This is a genomic window from Spirosoma oryzicola (genome assembly GCF_021233055.1).
In the GTDB taxonomy this organism is placed as follows: domain Bacteria; phylum Bacteroidota; class Bacteroidia; order Cytophagales; family Spirosomataceae; genus Spirosoma; species Spirosoma oryzicola.
On the sequence record NZ_CP089546.1, the window covers coordinates 79749 to 98507 of the forward strand.

18 protein-coding genes are annotated in these 18759 nt (G+C 44.8%); 4 read left to right on the plus strand and 14 right to left on the minus strand.

Annotation, left to right across the window (positions count from 1 at the left end):
• Positions 1 to 57: 57 nt before the first annotated feature.
• The 10 genes from LQ777_RS30105 to LQ777_RS30150 all read right to left on the minus strand — a co-directional run bounded on the left by LQ777_RS30105 (position 58) and on the right by LQ777_RS30150 (position 10392).
• The gene (locus LQ777_RS30105) at positions 58 to 426 is read right to left on the minus strand and encodes an NHLP leader peptide family RiPP precursor (RefSeq protein ID WP_232564050.1); all 369 of its coding nucleotides are present in this window, start codon (positions 424 to 426) and stop codon (positions 58 to 60) included.
• Between the two features lie 29 nt (positions 427 to 455).
• Positions 456 to 785: an NHLP leader peptide family RiPP precursor gene (locus tag LQ777_RS30110; protein ID WP_232564051.1), complete on the minus strand. Its 330-nt coding sequence runs from the start codon at positions 783 to 785 to the stop codon at positions 456 to 458.
• A gap of 400 nt (positions 786 to 1185) precedes the next feature.
• Positions 1186 to 1443 carry a hypothetical protein gene (locus LQ777_RS30115; protein WP_232564052.1) on the minus strand — a complete coding sequence of 86 codons (258 nt, stop codon included), beginning with the start codon at positions 1441 to 1443 and terminating at the stop codon, positions 1186 to 1188.
• Between the two features lie 28 nt (positions 1444 to 1471).
• Entirely contained in the window at positions 1472 to 3325 is a 1854-nt protein-coding gene (locus LQ777_RS30120) for an adenylate/guanylate cyclase domain-containing protein (RefSeq protein ID WP_232564053.1), read from the minus strand.
• A gap of 131 nt (positions 3326 to 3456) precedes the next feature.
• The gene (locus LQ777_RS30125; protein ID WP_232564054.1) at positions 3457 to 3624 is read right to left on the minus strand and encodes a hypothetical protein; all 168 of its coding nucleotides are present in this window, start codon (positions 3622 to 3624) and stop codon (positions 3457 to 3459) included.
• A 411-nt stretch (positions 3625 to 4035) separates the two neighbouring features.
• Entirely contained in the window at positions 4036 to 4197 is a 162-nt protein-coding gene (locus LQ777_RS30130) for a hypothetical protein (protein ID WP_232564055.1), read from the minus strand.
• A gap of 266 nt (positions 4198 to 4463) precedes the next feature.
• Positions 4464 to 7487 (minus strand): lantibiotic dehydratase, encoded by a 3024-nt coding sequence (locus LQ777_RS30135; RefSeq protein WP_232564056.1) that lies wholly within the window; start codon positions 7485 to 7487, stop codon positions 4464 to 4466.
• Between the two features lie 268 nt (positions 7488 to 7755).
• A complete protein-coding gene (locus tag LQ777_RS30140; RefSeq protein WP_232564057.1) occupies positions 7756 to 8121 on the minus strand; it encodes a hypothetical protein in 366 nt (121 codons plus the stop codon).
• A 283-nt stretch (positions 8122 to 8404) separates the two neighbouring features.
• Positions 8405 to 9316, minus strand: a complete 912-nt coding sequence (locus LQ777_RS30145) for a sensor histidine kinase (RefSeq protein ID WP_232564058.1) — start codon at positions 9314 to 9316, stop codon at positions 8405 to 8407.
• 263 nt (positions 9317 to 9579) lie between these two features.
• Positions 9580 to 10392: a LytR/AlgR family response regulator transcription factor gene (locus tag LQ777_RS30150; RefSeq protein ID WP_232564059.1), complete on the minus strand. Its 813-nt coding sequence runs from the start codon at positions 10390 to 10392 to the stop codon at positions 9580 to 9582.
• 171 nt (positions 10393 to 10563) lie between these two features.
• Between LQ777_RS30150 and LQ777_RS30155 the strand changes: the two genes are divergently transcribed.
• Complete coding sequence (locus LQ777_RS30155) at positions 10564 to 10806, plus strand: helix-turn-helix domain-containing protein (protein WP_232564060.1); 243 nt, start codon at positions 10564 to 10566, stop codon at positions 10804 to 10806.
• 554 nt (positions 10807 to 11360) lie between these two features.
• Here LQ777_RS30155 and LQ777_RS30160 read toward each other — a convergent pair.
• Together LQ777_RS30160 and LQ777_RS30165 are read right to left on the minus strand one after the other, a co-directional pair.
• Positions 11361 to 11825, minus strand: coding sequence for a cold-shock protein (locus LQ777_RS30160; RefSeq protein ID WP_232564061.1), 465 nt, complete (start codon positions 11823 to 11825; stop codon positions 11361 to 11363).
• A 530-nt stretch (positions 11826 to 12355) separates the two neighbouring features.
• Positions 12356 to 12553 (minus strand): hypothetical protein, encoded by a 198-nt coding sequence (locus LQ777_RS30165; RefSeq protein ID WP_232564062.1) that lies wholly within the window; start codon positions 12551 to 12553, stop codon positions 12356 to 12358.
• Between the two features lie 830 nt (positions 12554 to 13383).
• On the opposite strand from LQ777_RS30165, the gene LQ777_RS30170 reads away from it, so the two are divergent.
• Entirely contained in the window at positions 13384 to 14259 is an 876-nt protein-coding gene (locus LQ777_RS30170) for a helix-turn-helix domain-containing protein (RefSeq protein WP_232564063.1), read from the plus strand.
• Between the two features lie 79 nt (positions 14260 to 14338).
• Positions 14339 to 15451: an FAD-dependent monooxygenase gene (locus LQ777_RS30175; RefSeq protein ID WP_232564064.1), complete on the plus strand. Its 1113-nt coding sequence runs from the start codon at positions 14339 to 14341 to the stop codon at positions 15449 to 15451.
• Positions 15452 to 15791: 340 nt separating this feature from the next.
• On the opposite strand, the gene LQ777_RS30180 is transcribed toward LQ777_RS30175, so the two are convergent.
• Positions 15792 to 16328, minus strand: a complete 537-nt coding sequence (locus LQ777_RS30180; RefSeq protein WP_232564065.1) for a hypothetical protein — start codon at positions 16326 to 16328, stop codon at positions 15792 to 15794.
• A gap of 438 nt (positions 16329 to 16766) precedes the next feature.
• Here LQ777_RS30180 and LQ777_RS30185 point away from each other — a divergent pair, with 438 nt between their 5' ends.
• Positions 16767 to 17210: a hypothetical protein gene (locus LQ777_RS30185; protein ID WP_232564066.1), complete on the plus strand. Its 444-nt coding sequence runs from the start codon at positions 16767 to 16769 to the stop codon at positions 17208 to 17210.
• 984 nt (positions 17211 to 18194) lie between these two features.
• Here the strand turns inward: LQ777_RS30185 and LQ777_RS30190 are convergent.
• Positions 18195 to 18494 (minus strand): putative quinol monooxygenase, encoded by a 300-nt coding sequence (locus LQ777_RS30190; protein WP_255720964.1) that lies wholly within the window; start codon positions 18492 to 18494, stop codon positions 18195 to 18197.
• Positions 18495 to 18759: the final 265 nt, after the last annotated feature.

Below are 18759 nucleotides of genomic sequence, written 5' to 3' on the forward strand. Positions count from 1 at the left end.
TAGTTTGATTGTGTAATAGTTAAACTAAATTATTGTATAAGTAATTGAAATGCTGCTTTAAAAGGAATTGGATGGATTTACCGGGCGGGTATTTCCAGGCAAAATCAGTGGTTCAATAAATGGTCCCGCAGTCCAGTCACTAGGTCCAAAAATACCTTTTGCCCCTCCTGCCACTGTTTCGAGTTGGTCTTCGTTTAGTTCTACATCTTCTGTGTTAAATTTAGCCGGGATATTTATGTACACTATAGATTCATCAGTTTGATCTCTTACTACCAGCGTTTTGCCTTGAGGAAGGCTAGGTTTTTGACCAGTCAGTTTCTCAATGGCCGGGATAGGATTGGCTAACAACTCGCTTTTAAACTGGTCATCCTCCCAAGCTTTTTGTACAATCTCAGCGTATAGATTTTGCTCTTTTGTGAATTCCATATACTTTTTATTATTTATATTTATTAGGGTTACAGAGTTATGCAGTCTTTCAGCGTAGGAAATAAATTGCTGACAAAATCACTCCAGATTCTTTGCCCACCGCCTGCAACAGCCTCAAGTTGATCTTCAGTCAGTTCCATATTCTCGACTTCAGGTTCAGAGGGAATGTTTACGTAAATCTTAGACTTATCAGTTTGGTCTAAAAACACTAAACTCTTTCCCTCCGGCAGTACTATTTTTATGCCAGTCAGTTTTTCGATTGACTTTACAGGGTCAGCTATTAGCTCTGTTCTAAAACTCGTGTCCTCCCAAGCTTTTGATATAACAGCTTCTATAATTTCTTGCTTTTTCTGTTCCATTCCCTTACTTATATAATACAAAGTCAGATTACTCCTCTTTTGTGAATTTCTAGAACAACTGATACAAATTTTATATTATGTTTATTAGGTGGTAAGTCAACCTCGGTGGTTTTAATGGGACGAAACTATTTAAACTATCTGCTCAATGAAGCTTGTGTGTGAAGGTTATTATAGTTTACACAGGTTATTTTTCAATAAACAAGAGCGTCCCCCAAATTAGTTAGATGCTGTCGATGTTAATCTCTAACCCTAAATCTTATATCGGTCGAGACTTTGACAGAATTTCTTCACAATATGAGCCGAGTATTAATTTCGTTTAATAAACCAGTGCTTCGACTTTGTATTCTTTCTTTACTTTTTGATTTTGCTTATCAATATTTCTTCTGTGACTTTAGATTAATCAGGCACCAGTGTTTCGGCGGTTAATTTCTGCCTGAATAATCTTTCTCTTTTTATCATAGCTACTTCCTATCACCAGAGAAAAAATTAGCAACCCAACAGTAAGAATAAAACCTCTCCCATGTGTAGCCGACCAAATAGCTACCCCAACAAATAATCCTATCAGTACGGCAGTTATGATTTTCTGTGAGTTCGCTTTTTTCTCCGCTGACACCAACTCATCGAGTGTCATTTTTGAGTAATCTTCATCTTTTGTCATGATATAATTTGGTTAAAGTATTAGCTAACTAAGCAACTAACTGAACTACATTACTTTTCTTGACGAAGTACATACCCATCTTTCCTTTTCCTTTTGCGTGAACCTGACCTCTGTATTCGAACGAAAAGCACTCTTCCTGCTTTATGAATTCATATAGGGTTTCACTGATATTCACTTTGCCGACCATACCACTACTTTCCATTCGACTAGCGGTGTTTACGGTATCACCCCATACATCGTACTGAAACTTTTTCACACCGACGATGCCGGCCACAATAGGCCCAGTATGTATGCCCAGGCGCATTTCGAAGGCGGGATACCCCTCCACTCGTTTTTCAACGGCCCGTTTCACCATGAATTCCTGCATTTCCAGACCTGCCAGCACAATATTTTTCAGCGAACGGTCATCTGTATACGAGAGACCTCCAACAGCCATAAATGCATCGCCAATCGTTTTAATTTTTTCAATCTGGTACTTTTCTACAATCAGATCAAACGCCTTGAAGCAGGTATGTATTTCTTCTACGAGGCTTTGCGGAGACATCTGCTCGGCCGTTTGTGTGAAAGACTTAAAATCGGTAAATAAGATCGAGACTAGGTTAAACACTCTGGCATCGACATGCCCTTTTTCTTTTAGTTCTTCAGCAATTTCTTCGGGTAATATGTTTAGCAGTAGGGCTTCAGAGCGGTCTTTTTCAACTTTAAGAGCCGCTCTTGATTTCTTGACGTAGTTGAGTTGAGCCCATAAGCCTACCGCTACCAGAAGGATAAAGCCTAACGAAAGGATACTCATATTCCGCTGCTTTTCCTGCCGCTCTACCTCCTCTTTATGTTTCAGCTGAATGATGTGTTCTTTCTGCACATAGGCAATACTATCGACCAACTGCTGCTTCTGGAACTCGATATTCATGACCCGGTTAGCCGTTTCGGATAAATTTAAACTGTCTTCAAGCGTGTTAGCCTGCTCAAAGTAGTATAGGGCCTGGCCGGTGTTTCCGAACGCTTTATAAGACTGGTACAGGCAATCGCACCCCCGTTTCTTCATCGAAACTGACCCTACTTTTTCGGCTAATTGCAAACCATTCCGGCATTTTTTTACTGCGTCTTTGCTCTTCCCCAGCCGGTACATAATAGTACCTATCGCAATCTGTGCTTCTGCTTGGCTATGAAGGCTTCCTATTTGGTTGGCATAGGTCAGACAGCGAGTATAATAAGGTAACGCTCGTGCGTAAGCTGACTGTTCATTGAATAAATCACCGAGGCTATTTAGCGCCATTATTTGCAATTGCTTATCCTGTCTTCTGTCAGCAATCTGTAGTGATTCATTAAAACTTTGAAATGCTTTATCGTACTTACCCAGTTTCACATAAATATTGCCGATAGCATCTTGTGTCTGAGCAATCCTTTCCTGTTTATTTTCTTTTTTAAAAACAGCATACGCCTGCGTAAAATACTTCATTGCATTGCTGTAATCTTTTACCTTACCATAAATTAAACCAACATTGTTGGTTGCAGCAGCCCAGTTCTCTATATCACCAATCTCTTTAAAAATGAGCGTAGCCTGCTGAAAATACGCTAATGCCTTGGCATAGTTTCCCTGACTATTATAGATGTTACCTACATTGTTCAGCGTTGAAGCTACTCCTTTTTTATAGTGTATCTTTTTGAAGATTTCGGCGCCATCTTCAAAAGCAACTACTGCTTTCGAAAAATCACTGATATAATAGTAGGTTATGGCTTTACAGTTGAAACAATCACCTACTTTCTTCCAATCGCCGATCTGCCGATAAAGTTTTTGGCTTCTTTCAAACAGCACCAAAGACGGCTGATAGACCTGAGTATCCTGATAGTGAATACCTAAGTTAAAAAGACTATCGGCCAACTTTCTAGTATGGATTGATGCTTTGTTCTCGGCCAATACTACCCTTTGTCTTGAGGGGGTATGTGCATGTAGCTTTCCTATTAGACTGTTTGTCAGACAAAGTATCAGCCACATGCACATCCACTGTCTCATCATAACCTGACAACTATACCCGAGCCATCTCCTCCTCCAGATATTATATCCAGCTGTTCATCGTTCAGTTCCATATCCTCCACTGGCTCTGTGGGCAGGTTGGTATGACCGATAGTAGCTTCCGTTTGGGCTGCGATGATCGTCTTCTTGTCGTTCTGTAATTCCATGACTTTGTCTGTTTAAATACGTTTTACAGAGCAAAGTTGCTCGCATATTTTATGACAAAACTGACAAAAGAGCCGACAAAACGAACACACGCACCAACATCACAATCTACTTGCACTAACGATCTGTTTCAATCGGGCAATAACACTCCCCCTTTATGCTCGGGGGAGTTTCTATGCCTGCTTATACCACTTGTATAGACCATTTTTTATGATTTCCGGCGTAGCGAAGGCGCTACACACGGGACTCTTACGGCTATATCTATTCAAAGAATGCATATGAATATTTTTTATATTCTCTGCTCTTTGTTTCGTTCTGGTATTACAAAGTTGGGTATTTACTACTAAGCGATCAAAAACGTCTGGTTATAGTTTATTCCCCTAGGTTATAAACCCTTAGGTGACTTTCTGATTTTAGCCAGCCGGTTCATCAAGCGTCTGCTCTAAATGGCTAAACAAATCATCGGCTGAGATAAGCCAATTGTCATCGAACTGACCAAAATCATCAGATGTCGAGTCCACATCGTTGTTGATCCAGCTATCAAAAGAGAACTCCGTATCAATGTGCTTTTTCATGAGCGTGTCTGTTTAAAGAGTCATTATCGGGTTGTTTTTGTCTTCGTTTGATGATTCAAAATTGGTCGTATTTCCCCCCGTTTTCAATAATCATCGGTTATATCGTAATCTGTTTGGGTATAGATTATTCCGTTAGGTTATAAAGCAAAAAAGCCGGCAAATTGCCAGCTACAGTGGAGTAATGCTCCTGAAATTGCAACGCCCAACCCAGTGCTTCATCAACTAAAAGCAGCGCTCACTGAATCGAGCGCTGCCGTTTAAAAATATTAATCTACCTCTACACAAACGGGTTGTCGAGCCTTCTGAGCATCATAATGCTTAGCCAAACAGTGATAGATCACCAGTTCGTAGGCCCGTTGTTTAGCCGGGAAAAGACGATTGATAATCATGTGGATCAAGCTTTGCAGAATAGGCATAAGCTGCGGTGGTCCCGGAAATGCCAGGCGAAGTTTGTTCGTTAGCTCCGCTGTCATGCAATCCGGCACAGTTTGGTTTGGAACACCTTGATAAGCTGTGCTCAGCGCGTGGTCGATTAACGGACGGTAATGTCTGAACTTTTCATTCTGTTGCCGACGCAGATTTACGTCGCCGTTGAACTCAGCGAAAAATCCGTCTTTCATCTGATTCATTAGCTGGCTCCGCTCGCCAGTAAGCAGCCCCACCCCCGTTAGCAGACAATCGATCTTAGCGACTGCAAAGGCAAAGCGACTGCTCTCATCGAAAACCGCTTTGTGCTGGGCCAGAAACGCAAGTGTTGACAGACTATCGTAATGAAAAATGGCCTCACAAAGTTCGATTTGCTCATGGCCATACCGTTCGATTTCGCGGACGTAGGTATCCATCTGAACCCGGTGAACAACGCCCTCGTGGACCCGGTCGCGCAGAGCCTCTTCCACCTTCCGCATGACTACATGGTGAAAATCAAGGTATGGGTTTCCCCGGAACCGCAACCGGAGATGGGGGTCAACATCTTTATACCGAATGAAAAAGAACTGATTGATGACTCCTTTCGCCAGCAGTTGCTCCACAACCGGGTATAATACAGTGGCCAGCAAGTCGTCCGACGTTTTTTCGCCAGTATATATTTTCAGGTACAGCCATTCGCTACCTACCGAAAAACGACGTTGAGGCAGGGTTTTCAAACTGGGCATCAGGCCGAATAATTTCGGAGCCGACGGATTATGGAACGGAATAACTACCTCATTTGTAAAGGGCTGCCCTCCTACCGATACCGGGCAGTTGTCGGCGGTGGCGAGGTACTCATAAATCCTGACGCTGTTTCGCTTCTGCAATTCAGCAACCAAAAGGCTTAACGACTGCGGATTGTGTAGGCACACGAGCAACTCGTGGTCGTGCATACCGACGACGAACTCCTGGGGAAGGCCCTTCTCATTCAACTGGATTGCCAGCTGAAACAAATTTCCCAACTGCAGATCCTTGGCCTGCAACTGCCAGGTAGCCCGGCTCAGAATAATATTTTTATAACGAACGCGTGGCAAATAAGCCTGTTCGGCCAATACACCCCAGTTCCATTTCACATCCAGATGACTATCCTGATGTTGCAGATCGCACAGAAAACGATACGTGGGTAATCCCTGATGGTAGTTATGAGCGTTGGTCAGGCGTGGTATAACCCGTTTGTTTAGTCGACGGGAGCGCAGCACTACCCGACCATTTCGCACCGAGATCAGTAGATCATCTATAGGAATCTGGTATTCCTGATCGACCGACGATTGCGCCAGATAAGGAATTTCGTACTGGTAGAGCGTGGGGCGGGTCAGTATATTGCCAGCCCGGTTTTCTGGAAAGTGAACTACTTCGGCAAAAATAACATCAGGATGGTGTTGCTCCGTAGCCCGGACACAGCTCTGTACCGCTTCGGTCAACGGAGAGCTACCTTCACAAAATCGGCTCAGTAATGTAGCGGCTGACGGTCCTTTGCAAGCTTGCATCACAAACCGATACTCATTTTTGTCGATAGCCTCCCCCGATTTTGCTAGCCAGTTTCCAAATACATAAAAGCTTTCGGGTAAGGCCTGCCCATCGCGACGCTGTTTAGCAATGTGCTCTAGGTCGGCCTGGCTTAATTCAATCTCGGCCTGGTGACTATAAAGACTCTCTGAGTACTTGTTCAAGACAAATGATTGCCACCAGTTCCAGGTTGGTGGTTGCAAAACGCCCTCGATGTTAGGTAAAGACAGATCGTCAATCATGGGCGCGTAACCAACGCCCAACCCCGACTGAACGCCGTAGCCAATACCGTATTCACTATCCAGCGCCAGTGCCAGCGGAATTTCCTCCTGCTCGTAGCGGTCATAGAAACGGCGCTTCAAATCGTCCATGTCCGGGCAATGGTGGGGCTGATTGAGGACGGCTAACTGTTCGATCTGTTGACGCAGGTGTTCCATTGCCGACTGGCCGACGGTTAATGACCCTTCCTCGTAGAACGAATCGACCTGAAGCCGGTCTATGGGTGCGTCAAGCTGTCGCCCATCCAGCCAGGAGCCGATATGATTGCCAAGGTCAACAACGTTTGGGGTCGTAGCAACCAATTCTTTTAATTGAATCAGATCCTGGGTTATCAACTCGGTGTCCGACAGAGCAGCCACTTTAGCAATTAGTACATCGAGATAGGACTCACCGATAAGCACTGGGTCAAGATCGCAACTAAGCAACTGCTCGTCGATGAGTTGTTCGACAAAAGCGCATGCTTCATCTTCTTCGATGTTCATCTCCACAAGGTAGTTGACCAGTTGGGGTACCGTTGCGCCCGTTCTGGCCTGCTCGAACAACCGTTTCAGAAACTGATCACCCGTAAGCGCTGTAATAAAGTAGTGGCGGCTAGCTGTGGTTTGCTGCATTTCCACATACCGGAAATTGCCACCAACGGCATACAAAGAGTTGTTCGTGTAAAATAAGACCTGATTACGGATGATCGGCTGTGCCAGCAGCCAGTCCCGGACGGCCATCAGACATTCGATATCAAGCCGACTATGGCGACGAACGGGCTGGGGATTTTTCCTTCTCAGCCGTGTGTAATCCGCAGGGAGAGCCAGCGAGCAGCCAGCGAAAAGTCCGTATGGCGTACACCGGGTACTCATTCGGATGGCGTATTTGTAAAGCGTTTGCAGCAGTTTATGAACGTCGGAGAGCTGCTCTCCCGATAACCACCGCATGAAACGTTCATAAAGGGTGGGCGAAGCCAGATAGATCGCTTCCTGAGCAAACGGATCGCTGTACCACTCGTGGAGGAGTCCGTCCAGAGGATGATGAAGTAGGCGGGCCTGCATCTCATTAAGTTTACTTATTGAGAAAACCGGGCGACGTATAACAAGAAACGGGTACAATGTGAACATATTACAAAACGGGAAGGACACTTATTTCCAATTTTGCGATATATTCACAGTGTACCTAACTAATTTTATTAAGGGGTGAACAGAAGGTTGCAACTAGTGTAGAGTTTCTCGATGACCTGTGCTTCACATCCAGACAGTAATGCGTAAGGGATTCCGTGGACAACCCAAAAAGGTCTTTTCCCTCACGAAAATAGTTCCCGTTTTATTCATTCAATTCCCCTGATAAGCACGACTCTAAGGCCACTTGGAATTGACCAAACGAATAAGGCTCATTAATAAAAGCCGTCGGGTGAAGTTTATAGTTACTGTACAGATGAAAGGGGTACACTGAGGTCAATAATAGTTTTTCCTGCCTCCGTAACGCATCCAGCACTGAACTCTCGATTTCTTGATTGGGGGGCGGCAGACAGGCCAAGGTTAGTTTAATTTCCGTGTTCAGAAGTTGCTCAATTGCTTTATCCGTGAACGCACCGGTCCAGACAATATCCAGGAAACCGGTGCGGTTCACAAACTTAGTGAGCAGACATTCGCCAGCTCCATAATGAGAAAGGAGAAGACTGGGAATCATTCGATTACTGGACAGTAAAGATTGTCATCAAACAGGGAATGCTAGATTTTTGCGTTTTACTCTGGATGTTATCCGTGGTGAGGTTATAGATACGCTCCTTAGCAAGAACAAGACGTTGGGGTTGGGGTTGCGTTTGCATGAAGAACACAGTTTACGGGGTTTCTTTGTGCGATTGATGAAACAAACCTAGGGCTGCGAAAAGCGATAAAAAAAGTATTTCGTTCAATAGGACCGATACGCTCGGTAAACAACAGGTAAACCACGGCGAATGTATTCGCCGAATCTAGGCGAGCTTTAGTTGGAGCGTCACCTGGTACGTATCAGCTACGGTATTAACAGCCAGTTCGTGCCGGTCAGGATACAGAATTTGCAGACGCTTTCGCGTATTCACCAGACCAACCCCCCCCGGCTCTGTCCCGGTTTTATCTATCTCGGAGATGCCGAGGCTGTTTTTGACAATAAATGTGAATAGTCCGTCCTGCATAGAGGCATGTATATAAATAAAAGCTGCTTGCTTGCTTTTGCGCACGCCATGTTTGAAGGCGTTCTCCACAAAGGAAATTAGCAATAGTGGGGCGATCTTATACCCTGCGAGATTTCCCCTTTGGTCAAACGTAATGGTTACTTGGTGCCCATGTCGGATACGTTCGAGATCCAGATAATTCTGAATGTAAGCCAGTTCTTTTGCTAAATCAGCCTGGCCTTGATTCGACTCGTAAAGCCCGTACCGCATTAAGCTGGCGAGTTTCAAAACCTGCTCAGCCGCTTGCTCATTCGTATCCATGATATCGACATAGACACTGTTCAGCGTATTGAACAGAAAGTGTGGGTTGATCTGCGATTTAAGAAAGTTGATTTCAAGCTGAAGATTTTCCTGCTCTAAAGCCAGTTTATCTCGTTCCAGCGTCAGTTTATCCCGCTCCAAGACGATCCTGTCTAACTCTAACTTGGCGTTCTTTTTTTGGATGAAAATGATATCACGTATTGATTTGACCGATATGGTTATGGTTGGTATAAACAAGGCAAGGGTGTAATTCCAAGTGGCTATGCGTGCACTCTTGAAACAACCCAACCAGCCTCCGTCCTTCAAAAACAACTCCCAGGCTATTGTTATATACGTCTTTTCTTTACCTATGTATCCATCCGTAACATCCAATAAACTCTTGAACATCAAATAATTGATCGCGTAAGTCACATAAAAAACGCCTATCAGATACCCTAGTGTAACAAGTAACTTTTTTTTGTAAAGAAATTTAGGAAAAATGAAATAACAAGTAAGATAAAATAGAGTAATATTTATTAACAAATCTATCAGACTAACAACATTAATAACCAATGCGTTGTCTCTGTAGACTGCCTTTGTCACTACTCGCCCCACGCAGAAATAAAACAGTATCCACAATCCTACATGCAATCCTACTCTTAAGCACTTCTTCTTTGTTAGCTGTTTCATGCTCCCTACCGCATCATCCGTTTCAACACGTCCATTACTCGCTCCCGGTACGTAACGCCAATGGGTACGCGCTTTCCGTTTAATGTTGTAATCAGGTTTCCATCTATTTCCTTTATAGCGCCCAACCGGATTAGGTACGAGCGATTGACCCGTAGAAATTCATCCGCGGGCAGCATCGACTCCAGCTTGCCCATTGTCATGTAGGTCAGAATCGAACGTTCTGATAAATGAATGGTCAGATAATCGCTGTCGCTCTCCACGAAGAGTATATCGGAAGGAGCCACCCGGATTAACTTCTTATCTTCTTTTACCAGAAAGAAATTCCCTTTTTGCCCCGCTGGCTCTGTCAGTTCTGATTCTGCGATAGGTGCCGGCACTGGCTCAGCGGTCGGTATGTTGGGTGTGCTATCGGGAGTGGTTACGGGTGCGGTACTTACTCCCTGACGGGCTTTGTACTTGTTAATCGTTTGCATAAACCGCTCAAAAGGAGTCGGCTTGAGCAGATAGTCTAGTACGTCGTGCTCGTATCCCTGCACGGCATATTCAGAGTAGGCCGTTACCATTACTACCGCCGGACGTGGAAAATTGGGCCGACTCGCCGGTAAAGCTTTTAGAAATTCGATTCCCGTCATCTCAGGCATCTCAATATCCAGAAAAATCAGGTCGGGTTTAGCCTGTTCAATCTCAAACAGGGCATCAACAGCATTGTAGGTCTGCCCTACGACCAGCAGATAAGGTACGCGCTTAATGTATCTTTCGAGCAAGACATGAGCGGGAGCTTCATCGTCTATAATAAAGCAACGGATAATGGGCTGCATAGGTAAGGTTGTATCACAGGGAGGTAAACGATGAGTTCAAACACCGTAATAATACATGGATTCACCGAAACGGATGCGCAGTTGACCGAAATAAGTTGATCGATGTCATTGACAGCATTTACTTCGATTCACCAAGCAACCCAAAATTAAACAACCAAACGCTGTACTCACATGAATCCAATTGCGCTCAAAATCCGTAAGCTTCGCGAAATTCACAACTACCCACAAGAATATGTTGCGTTTCAGTTGGGAGTAAGCCAAGCCGCCTACAGCAAAAAAGAAACGGGTCGCACCGAACTGTCGCTAACTGTTTTACAGCAGGTGGCCACCCTCTACGGTATCAGCCTTGTAGACCTCATTGGTCTGACACTACAGGATCTTATTGTTCATGCCGTGAAGCAGCAGGTTTCGTAGAGCTTATTGATCGTATATTCCTAGAAAGCTTGACCAGTTTTAGACCCATTGTAGGTAGTAGGCACTCCCGTTCACCCTCCACGGGTAAATAGTTAAGCTAGGAGTAGCTATCCCATCCAAAGGCTGAGTTATCTTGACTGCCCCCGGTTGATCATTCCGAGAGTCAATGCCAATACCCGGCGAACGCAAAGCATAGCTCAGTCTGACCATAATGAGAAGTAAGAGACCGTTAAGAGGTCGACCAACGCAACCTTCGCCGATGTGCAGCAATCGTTGTCTTCTTCCAGTACCAGTTGTTAATTCTGAGGTAATCCTGTTTTGACCGGACTCTTTGCTTATGTAAGCGTCAAGCGACTTAAGTTCCAAAATCAATCCGAAAGCGGTAGCTTAATTCTGAAGGTCATCAACGCATAGTATAATACCCGCACCACGGTGGCCTTCACCATAATTGAATCTTTAATCGGGCTGACGGCATCAAATCAAAAAAGTTGACATGAACGGGGTCAGACCTCTCGTTTTTGTCAACTTGTACACGGGGCAGGGGCTATCGGCGCTTAATTTGAAGTCTTGACCAGCTTTCTGACCTGTACGGCACTGGCTCCTTTGGGCGTATTTTTGATTTCGAACGTAACCCGGTCATTCTCTTGAATCGGATCGATTAGTTCGTTCTGATGCACAAAAACGCTTTGCTGATTTTGCTGATCCCGGATGAAACCAAAGCCTTTTGCCGAATTGAACATGGTTACGGTGCCACGTCTGACTACCTCTACCAGTTCAGGCTCACGTTTGGCAACCCCAATCACAATTTCCTCCTGGTCGACAGATTTATACCCTTTAGGGTCGGGTGGCGTCGTGGACAGATTGCCATTTTCGTCGACATACGCTAACATCTGATCCAGGCTCTGCCCCTTCGTGAGGTTAGCTTTTCGATCGTCGCGCTTTCCCTGCTTGTCCTGTTTCTTTTTTTGCCGGGCTTTTTCTTTTTCCCGTTTACTGAAGGTTTCGTTGGATGCTCCCATGGCCCGTCAATTAGTTTAGTAGTGAATAATAGCTGTTCGAACCGACAGCACGCTTGTACGACTCCATGCCAACCAGTCGCTCTTGGCTGTTTCCGAAAAACAATCTGGAGTGATACGATTATCGTCGGTAGACTGCATGAAGACCTATGATCATCGACTGGGACAAATCAGGAAGGAACTACCGGATGAGCGCTTTAACGACAACCGGCAAATTAATTCTTTAGTTCTACTAAACGAGGGTTGTGGGTTATCAGGCCGGGAGGATGGCTATGTTTTGCCTGCTTCTTGGGATGGAATGCGGAGCAACCGCGTTTACCAAGCATTATTTGTTTTGCGCGAACACACCGACAGATGAGCGCCTGAAATGGTTTTTCTTGTCAACGTACCCTTGTTCATTTTTAGTGCCTGTTCCACTGCCCTTAACGCCAATTTGCAGATCCGATAGTGCAGACAAGGACTGAACGACAAACATATCTAAACCAACCCGCGTAGCAGACCCATCATTTCGAAAAAGATGGGTCTAACCGATGTTATGGCTGGCTCAGTTGATCAATGACAAAATTGTATTCAGCCGATAAAGCTCTACCTACCAGATAATGGCTACTAAGTAAACCGATGAACAGCAGCGGGCTTTTATTCATTGCCCCCAGCACCGCATCATGTTCCAATAACTGACTCTTAAGCATGTACTTACGTCGATACAGCTTCTTACGGACCTGATAATCCATAGACTTATTCTGTTATTCTTTATTAAACGGTAACCGCCCCTATTAATTGTTCGAGTACACGAATTTATTTATAACGTTGATTAGTAGCGTTTGTTGGCTGTATTTTGAAGAACGGCTTAGAACACGCTGGTTCGTCCCCCATCGATTCCGGTTAGCTAGCCATACTGCTTTTACTACTGATCGGGTGTTCGCTCAACGATCTTTACTGCGTTTTTTATGCCACTGCCTCACTCTTAACCGCCCCGGTTGTCCCGGCGGGTTATAGAGCCACGTAGTTAGTTTAATGTGTTATGATCGAACTGGTAAGCCCGGATGCCCTGCGCCCGGGCTTATTTGATCCCGTACACTTGGATTCGATCCAAAGAAGCCTAACCGCTAGCTTCTGACCGTAGAGAGCAGCTTTTACACCAGTGAAAACTTACTATTATCAACTATGGCCATTGCGCGCTGTTTTAGCAATCAGGCCAGCCAATAAAAAGCAAAGTCCGGGCCATCATGTGTCCGGACTTTTAATGATTGAACGTTGAGTATGAGTAATCTATCTATAGCAAAGCTACTCGGGGTAGCGAACAACTGATGGAAAGTAATGTCTGTATAGATATACCTTACCCAAAACGTGCCAATTTAAACTCAATTCAATAATCAATTGATAATCAGCAAATTGTTCTTCTACATTAATCTCCCTAAGCGGTCAGGGTGTGATTTTTATCCTCAACTTTGTCTTTTCAGTTCAACACTGAATATACACGCGTTTCCACACCGTACTGAAACAACCGCTATTAAGTAAGTACCTTCCCCGGCTGAATCTCCCGGCAACTACAGCGCATCCAATGGGCAAAAAGAAAACATCTATACCGGTCAACACCATGACTGACGACCGGGACGCCGGGATTGCCATAGAGAAAGTCGTTTTTTCCCGTTTGCCGCCACCTGGCAGCGGAAATACCGTCGAAGCCAATCGAGAGGTACACCGCCACAACACCCATACATTTCACCTGCTACAGAAAGGAATCGTTCACATTGACATCGATTTTGAACACTACACGATGGAGTCGCCGTCGGTCATTTACGTTCATCCCGATCAAGTGCATCGCACAACGGCCATTGATCAGGTAACCGTTGTCAGCCTGGCCATTACCAACGAAAACCTAAATCCGGAATACCTGAACCTACTGGAGAACCTCACTCCCGTGAAACCCCTGGCAGTCGCGCCCGACGCGCTGACACTCCTTGACGATGCCGTATCGCTTTGCCTAAATGTGTCCGAACGCCGGGAAAACAGATTACATCACTCCTTGCTGAAAGATGCCTGCAACACCCTGGTTGCCTTGATTCTTTCGGCCTATGTAGAGCAAACAAAATCGACGGGCCGACTTTCACGGTTCGATCTGGTAACCAAAGCCTTTCGGGAACAGCTGGACCGTCATTATGCAACGATTAAACGTCCGGCAGACTACGCCCGGAAACTACACTTGTCAACGCCTTACCTCAACGAATGCGTCAAACACACAACCGGTCAGTCTGTTTCCGGGCATATCCAGCACCGCATTATTCTGGAAGCCAAACGGTTACTGTATCACTCTAATCATTCGGTGAAAGAAATTGCCGCTCAGCTAGGCTATGACGATTACCCGTATTTTTCCCGGCTCTTTGCAAAAGTGACAGGCATGACTGCACTAGCCTTTCGAACAAAAAACCGCGATTAGTCCAATACCTACCCTGCCCCGGCCTTTCCGGCTTCGATCCGTCAACGTTGCTTTGTGCCAGCAAAAAATCACCTGCACAATGGACACAATCACAGGAAAAGAAGTACTGATTTCGGGGGCCAGCATTGCCGGGCTTAGCACCGCCTGGTGGATGAATCAATTGGGCTATCGGGTAACGGTAGTAGAGATGGCTCCGCAACCGCGTGTCAATGGGGCCGCCATCGATTTGAAAGGCGATACAATAGCGGTTATTAAACGCATGGGTCTGTTTGACGAGTTGACAAAGCACCGCTTACACGTTGACCGCGTCGAATTTAAGAATACGGATGATCTGACGGTTGGTTCGGTACAGACAGCGGACAACGAGTCAGACGAACTGGAAATCGAACGGGAAGCCTTTATTTATATCCTGCTGGAGAACCTGATCGACAAGGTTACTTTTCAGTTTAACGACAGCATCACCGCCCTTCATCCGACCGAAGACGGAATGGCTGTTGAATTCAAGCAGGGTGCCCAGCGCTTGTTTCATCTGGTGCTGGGCTGCGATGGGGTACACTCGGGCGTCAGACGGCTTTGGTTCGGGGACGAGGCTGAGTACGCCCACTTTATGAACGCCTACGGCTCGCTCACCATTCTGGATAAACTACTGATCAGGCCAGGCACGATGCAGTTGTTCCGGGTGCCGGGCAAGTCAATTACCCTAAATGCCTATCGCACTAAGACAGACGTTATTTTCAGCTTTGTTTCAGACACGGAAATCGATTATGATTATCGCAACAAGGGGCAGCAACGACAGCTGATTCTTGACCAGTTTGCCGGGCAGGGCTGGCGAACTGCCGAGCTCCTGGCCGAAATGCAGCAGTCAGATAATTTTTACCTGGTTGAATTTTATCAGATCCATATGCCGTCTTGGACCAAAGGCCGGGTGGCGCTGGTAGGCGATGCGGGCTATTGTGCTTCTCCGGCTGCGGGTATGGGTGGCTCCCTGGCGGTGAGCGGGGCTGCGGCCCTGGCCGATGCGTTACAAAAACACGCTGGAAACTTCGAGGTGGCGTTTGAGGAATATAATGACACCTTTCGTCCGTTTATCGAACGCGTACAGGCCGAAGCCCGGCAAAACCTAAAAACGGTGTTCCTGCCCGAAACCGAAGAAGGTGTTCAGCAAAGTAACGCCCAAACAAACCCTTTTTAGGAGTTGATGTAGCAATCGGTTCGGTCGTTCTATTCCCCATAAAGACAGCTAATTGTTAATAACCATCGGTTCATCCTCCTGGGCACCCCCCCAACCCCGGTTCAGATAATCGTTGTCTAAACCGGGGTGGGGAGTTTACTTATCTGGTAAGCCCGATCAGAACATAAGCAAGAAGGGGCTTTTTGTTTTACAAGTCGTTTAACTTAATGTGGTGCCGATGGCTGTTGCAGGAAGGCTGAAAGATGCTAGTTAAACTAGCTATGTTCAGCCTGATTATGACTTGATAAACAAAGCAGTAACCGCCAATAGTACGGTATTATGGCATTTAAACTGGTCTTCTTCAGTGCCCAAAGTAAAAGTTAACCGATCCTTGAAAACTTGGTTGAAACCAGTTGACCTGTGTTAATTTACCTACTTTAACGACTCCTTCTATTGACAGTTGCTTTCGAAGGGGATACTCAAGACCGAAGCCCGCATTCAGCTTAGCACTATAGAAGGGCTGAGGTGGCTGCTGACCCTGCTCAACCTCCCAAACCCAGTCCTTGAAACGACCGTAGGAAAGTCCGGCCTCCGAAAAACCGGATATAAAACCGCCATTCCACAAATAATAACGGCCAAAAAGTCCTGCTTCCTGCCGTTGCGAAAAGAAATTATGCACCTCGCTCTCTACACCAACCCAGCTACGGTTGGCTACAAACTTGCCTACTTTAGCGGTAAATCCAAGTAAAGTTAGCCCTCCCCCAGCTAGCCATCTCCCCTGCTGGTGATAAGAGACAGAAATTTTCTGCCAGTCGCTGTTTTTGTCTTCCGTTTGGGCAAAGCTGGTCGAATACAAGCCACAAAGTAAAGCGGTTATCAAGCTATAGTTGTTTTTCATCTGCTGAAGGCATTGGGTTGGTTGAAGGTGTAGGTTTATTTTATGTAGATCGTCATGCATTGACTATACATTGTACTAGTGGAATCCATGCTCTGGATAATTCAATCTCTCAGGGTCAATACACGTTGAATTGTGATCTTAAAGCTATTGCTTTTCCATCAATACCTACTCAGGATACGGCTTATGTTATCAGAAAGACCGTCCGTACACATGGGAATTAGAATTACAATGACCGAATCAAACTAACAGAAATACGAAGGAAATACGTGGTTCACTTTTGTACATTTCGTCACGGTGAGCAACTCATGAAGACACGTGGTTTCCAGGTAAAACCGACTAACAGAAGCCACTTACACAACTTTTAACTATAAACGTAGTTTATACACCTGAGTTGCTTATCTTACGTCCAGAAACTTAATTTTCTTAAATCTATCAATCATGGAGCGATTAAGATTGCGTAACGATATATTTTTCTTTCTGTCATTTCTTACGTTTTTACTGCTGGCTTCCTATCAGAAAGCTTCCAGCGCTGACCGCGAAGTTGTAGTAACGACTCTACGAGGAAAGGTAATTATCAAGCTGGAACCTCACGGTAGTATTCGGGCCAAAGTATTTCAAGGCCAAGCGTTACAATATGAATTCATTTTAGATCGGGAGTCTCAGCAGAAACTGCTCACTCACAACATTGACAGAGCGAATATCTACTTGGTTGGTAAGCACGGAGACGAATTAGTGATTGACGATCTGAAGACACAAAAGCAATTTATTTTATCAATGGTTGCTCGAGAGAGCACATTCAAAAATAAACCATCCACCCGAACCAGAACCAACCTCATAAAAGGCTATTCAGTAAGCCTGATCGATTCTCTCTCTTGTATGTAGCCGGTATATAGAATAGCATTCACTTTGGACGGTTCTAAGACAAGTCTCTTTACACAGGATGAGATGTTCAACTGACCTTTATCTCACGTTGAGATCGACTTTTCCAAATGACCCTAACACCACTTAAACCGACCAACAATCTGAATTTTCCACTTTTAAGCCCATACAGCAGACCGAACTCGCTTACCATGACACCAAGCACATCATCTGAAAGAATTTGACCGTTAAAGCTGTAACTGGCAGGGACAAGAGTTGGTTTGTTCATAAACTCGTAACCCAGAGCGATCATACCACTGGGGTACTGGCTTTTTCCTAAGCATAACCCCAGCCAGTAGTTATTCGGGAAGAGTTTTTAGGATTAAGTTATGCTAGCCGAAGATGATGGTAAATGCAATCAAGACAGTGCTAAGCTTTACCATAGATGACACCGCAAAATAAATGAGCTTTTCATCAAGTATAAGGCTTAGACAACTTCAGATTTTGCCTGTCTTCGGGAAGAATTGTGTGATTAGAATATAGTGTAGCGACTCGCTAATTTACTTTCGTAACAGAGTCGCTACACTATTGACTATATAGGCACACTGAGCCAGGAGAAGTGTTAATAGCACTAAAAAAAGCCACTCTGTACATGCCAAGCGATCACTGCTGAATAGAGGTGAAGTAACTAGAACTAATCCACCTATAGTCAGAGAAAGATGACTTCGTGCAACAAATGGGTCGGTCGTTTTGCCACTCAAGCCTATTAACCAGTAGCCCATTCCAACGACTAGCAATAATATTGATCCTGCTAAAGCAACGTGCAGGTTAGCAATCACGAAATAAGTATCATAGAACTGGACATTCAAAGTATGCTCTCTAAATAAGAGACCAACCAAGACGAGTAAAGGAATAGCCAACCAGCTGATAAGATACGGCTTATTAGGCAAAATTTTCATGTCCATTCTGGTATATCAGTACTATTAAGTAAAGCCATAGAACACCGAATTATTTTATTTTCATAAAAGGTATAAGTGGATTGGTTTCGACTAGTTCGAGCGATTTGACCATGTTTTTTGTGGCCGTTTTGTATTTGATAAAATGGGGTGTTTGTAGGTGTGCGCGGTACGCTGTTGAATCAGCATAAATCTCTAAAATAGTAAAGTGAGTAGGATGTTCTTTTTCCGAAACAGCATATAAGGTCAAAACACCTGACTCAACACGTACCGCTGTTTCAGCTCCCTCTTTTAACAACGCTTTGTAGTTTTCCAATTGAGTTGAATCAATGACCAACCTGGCTAATCGCACAATCTGTTTCTTGTCCTGGGCAAACGAATTGCTATAACAGATTAACAGCAACAGTAGTGCAGCAGCTTTAGTTGGTAGTGACCCTATCATACGTGTTTTTATCTAACTGATCAAGGTTTCTAGGCTAGTGACAATTTTAAAGCATAGACAGAATTGTGCCTGTTGGTTCAAGCAGCTTCCATATTTTCTAACCAAACAATATGTTAAGCTACTTAAAATTGTTACGCCATTTGAGCTTGTAAGTTTAACGAGTGTGAATAAACCA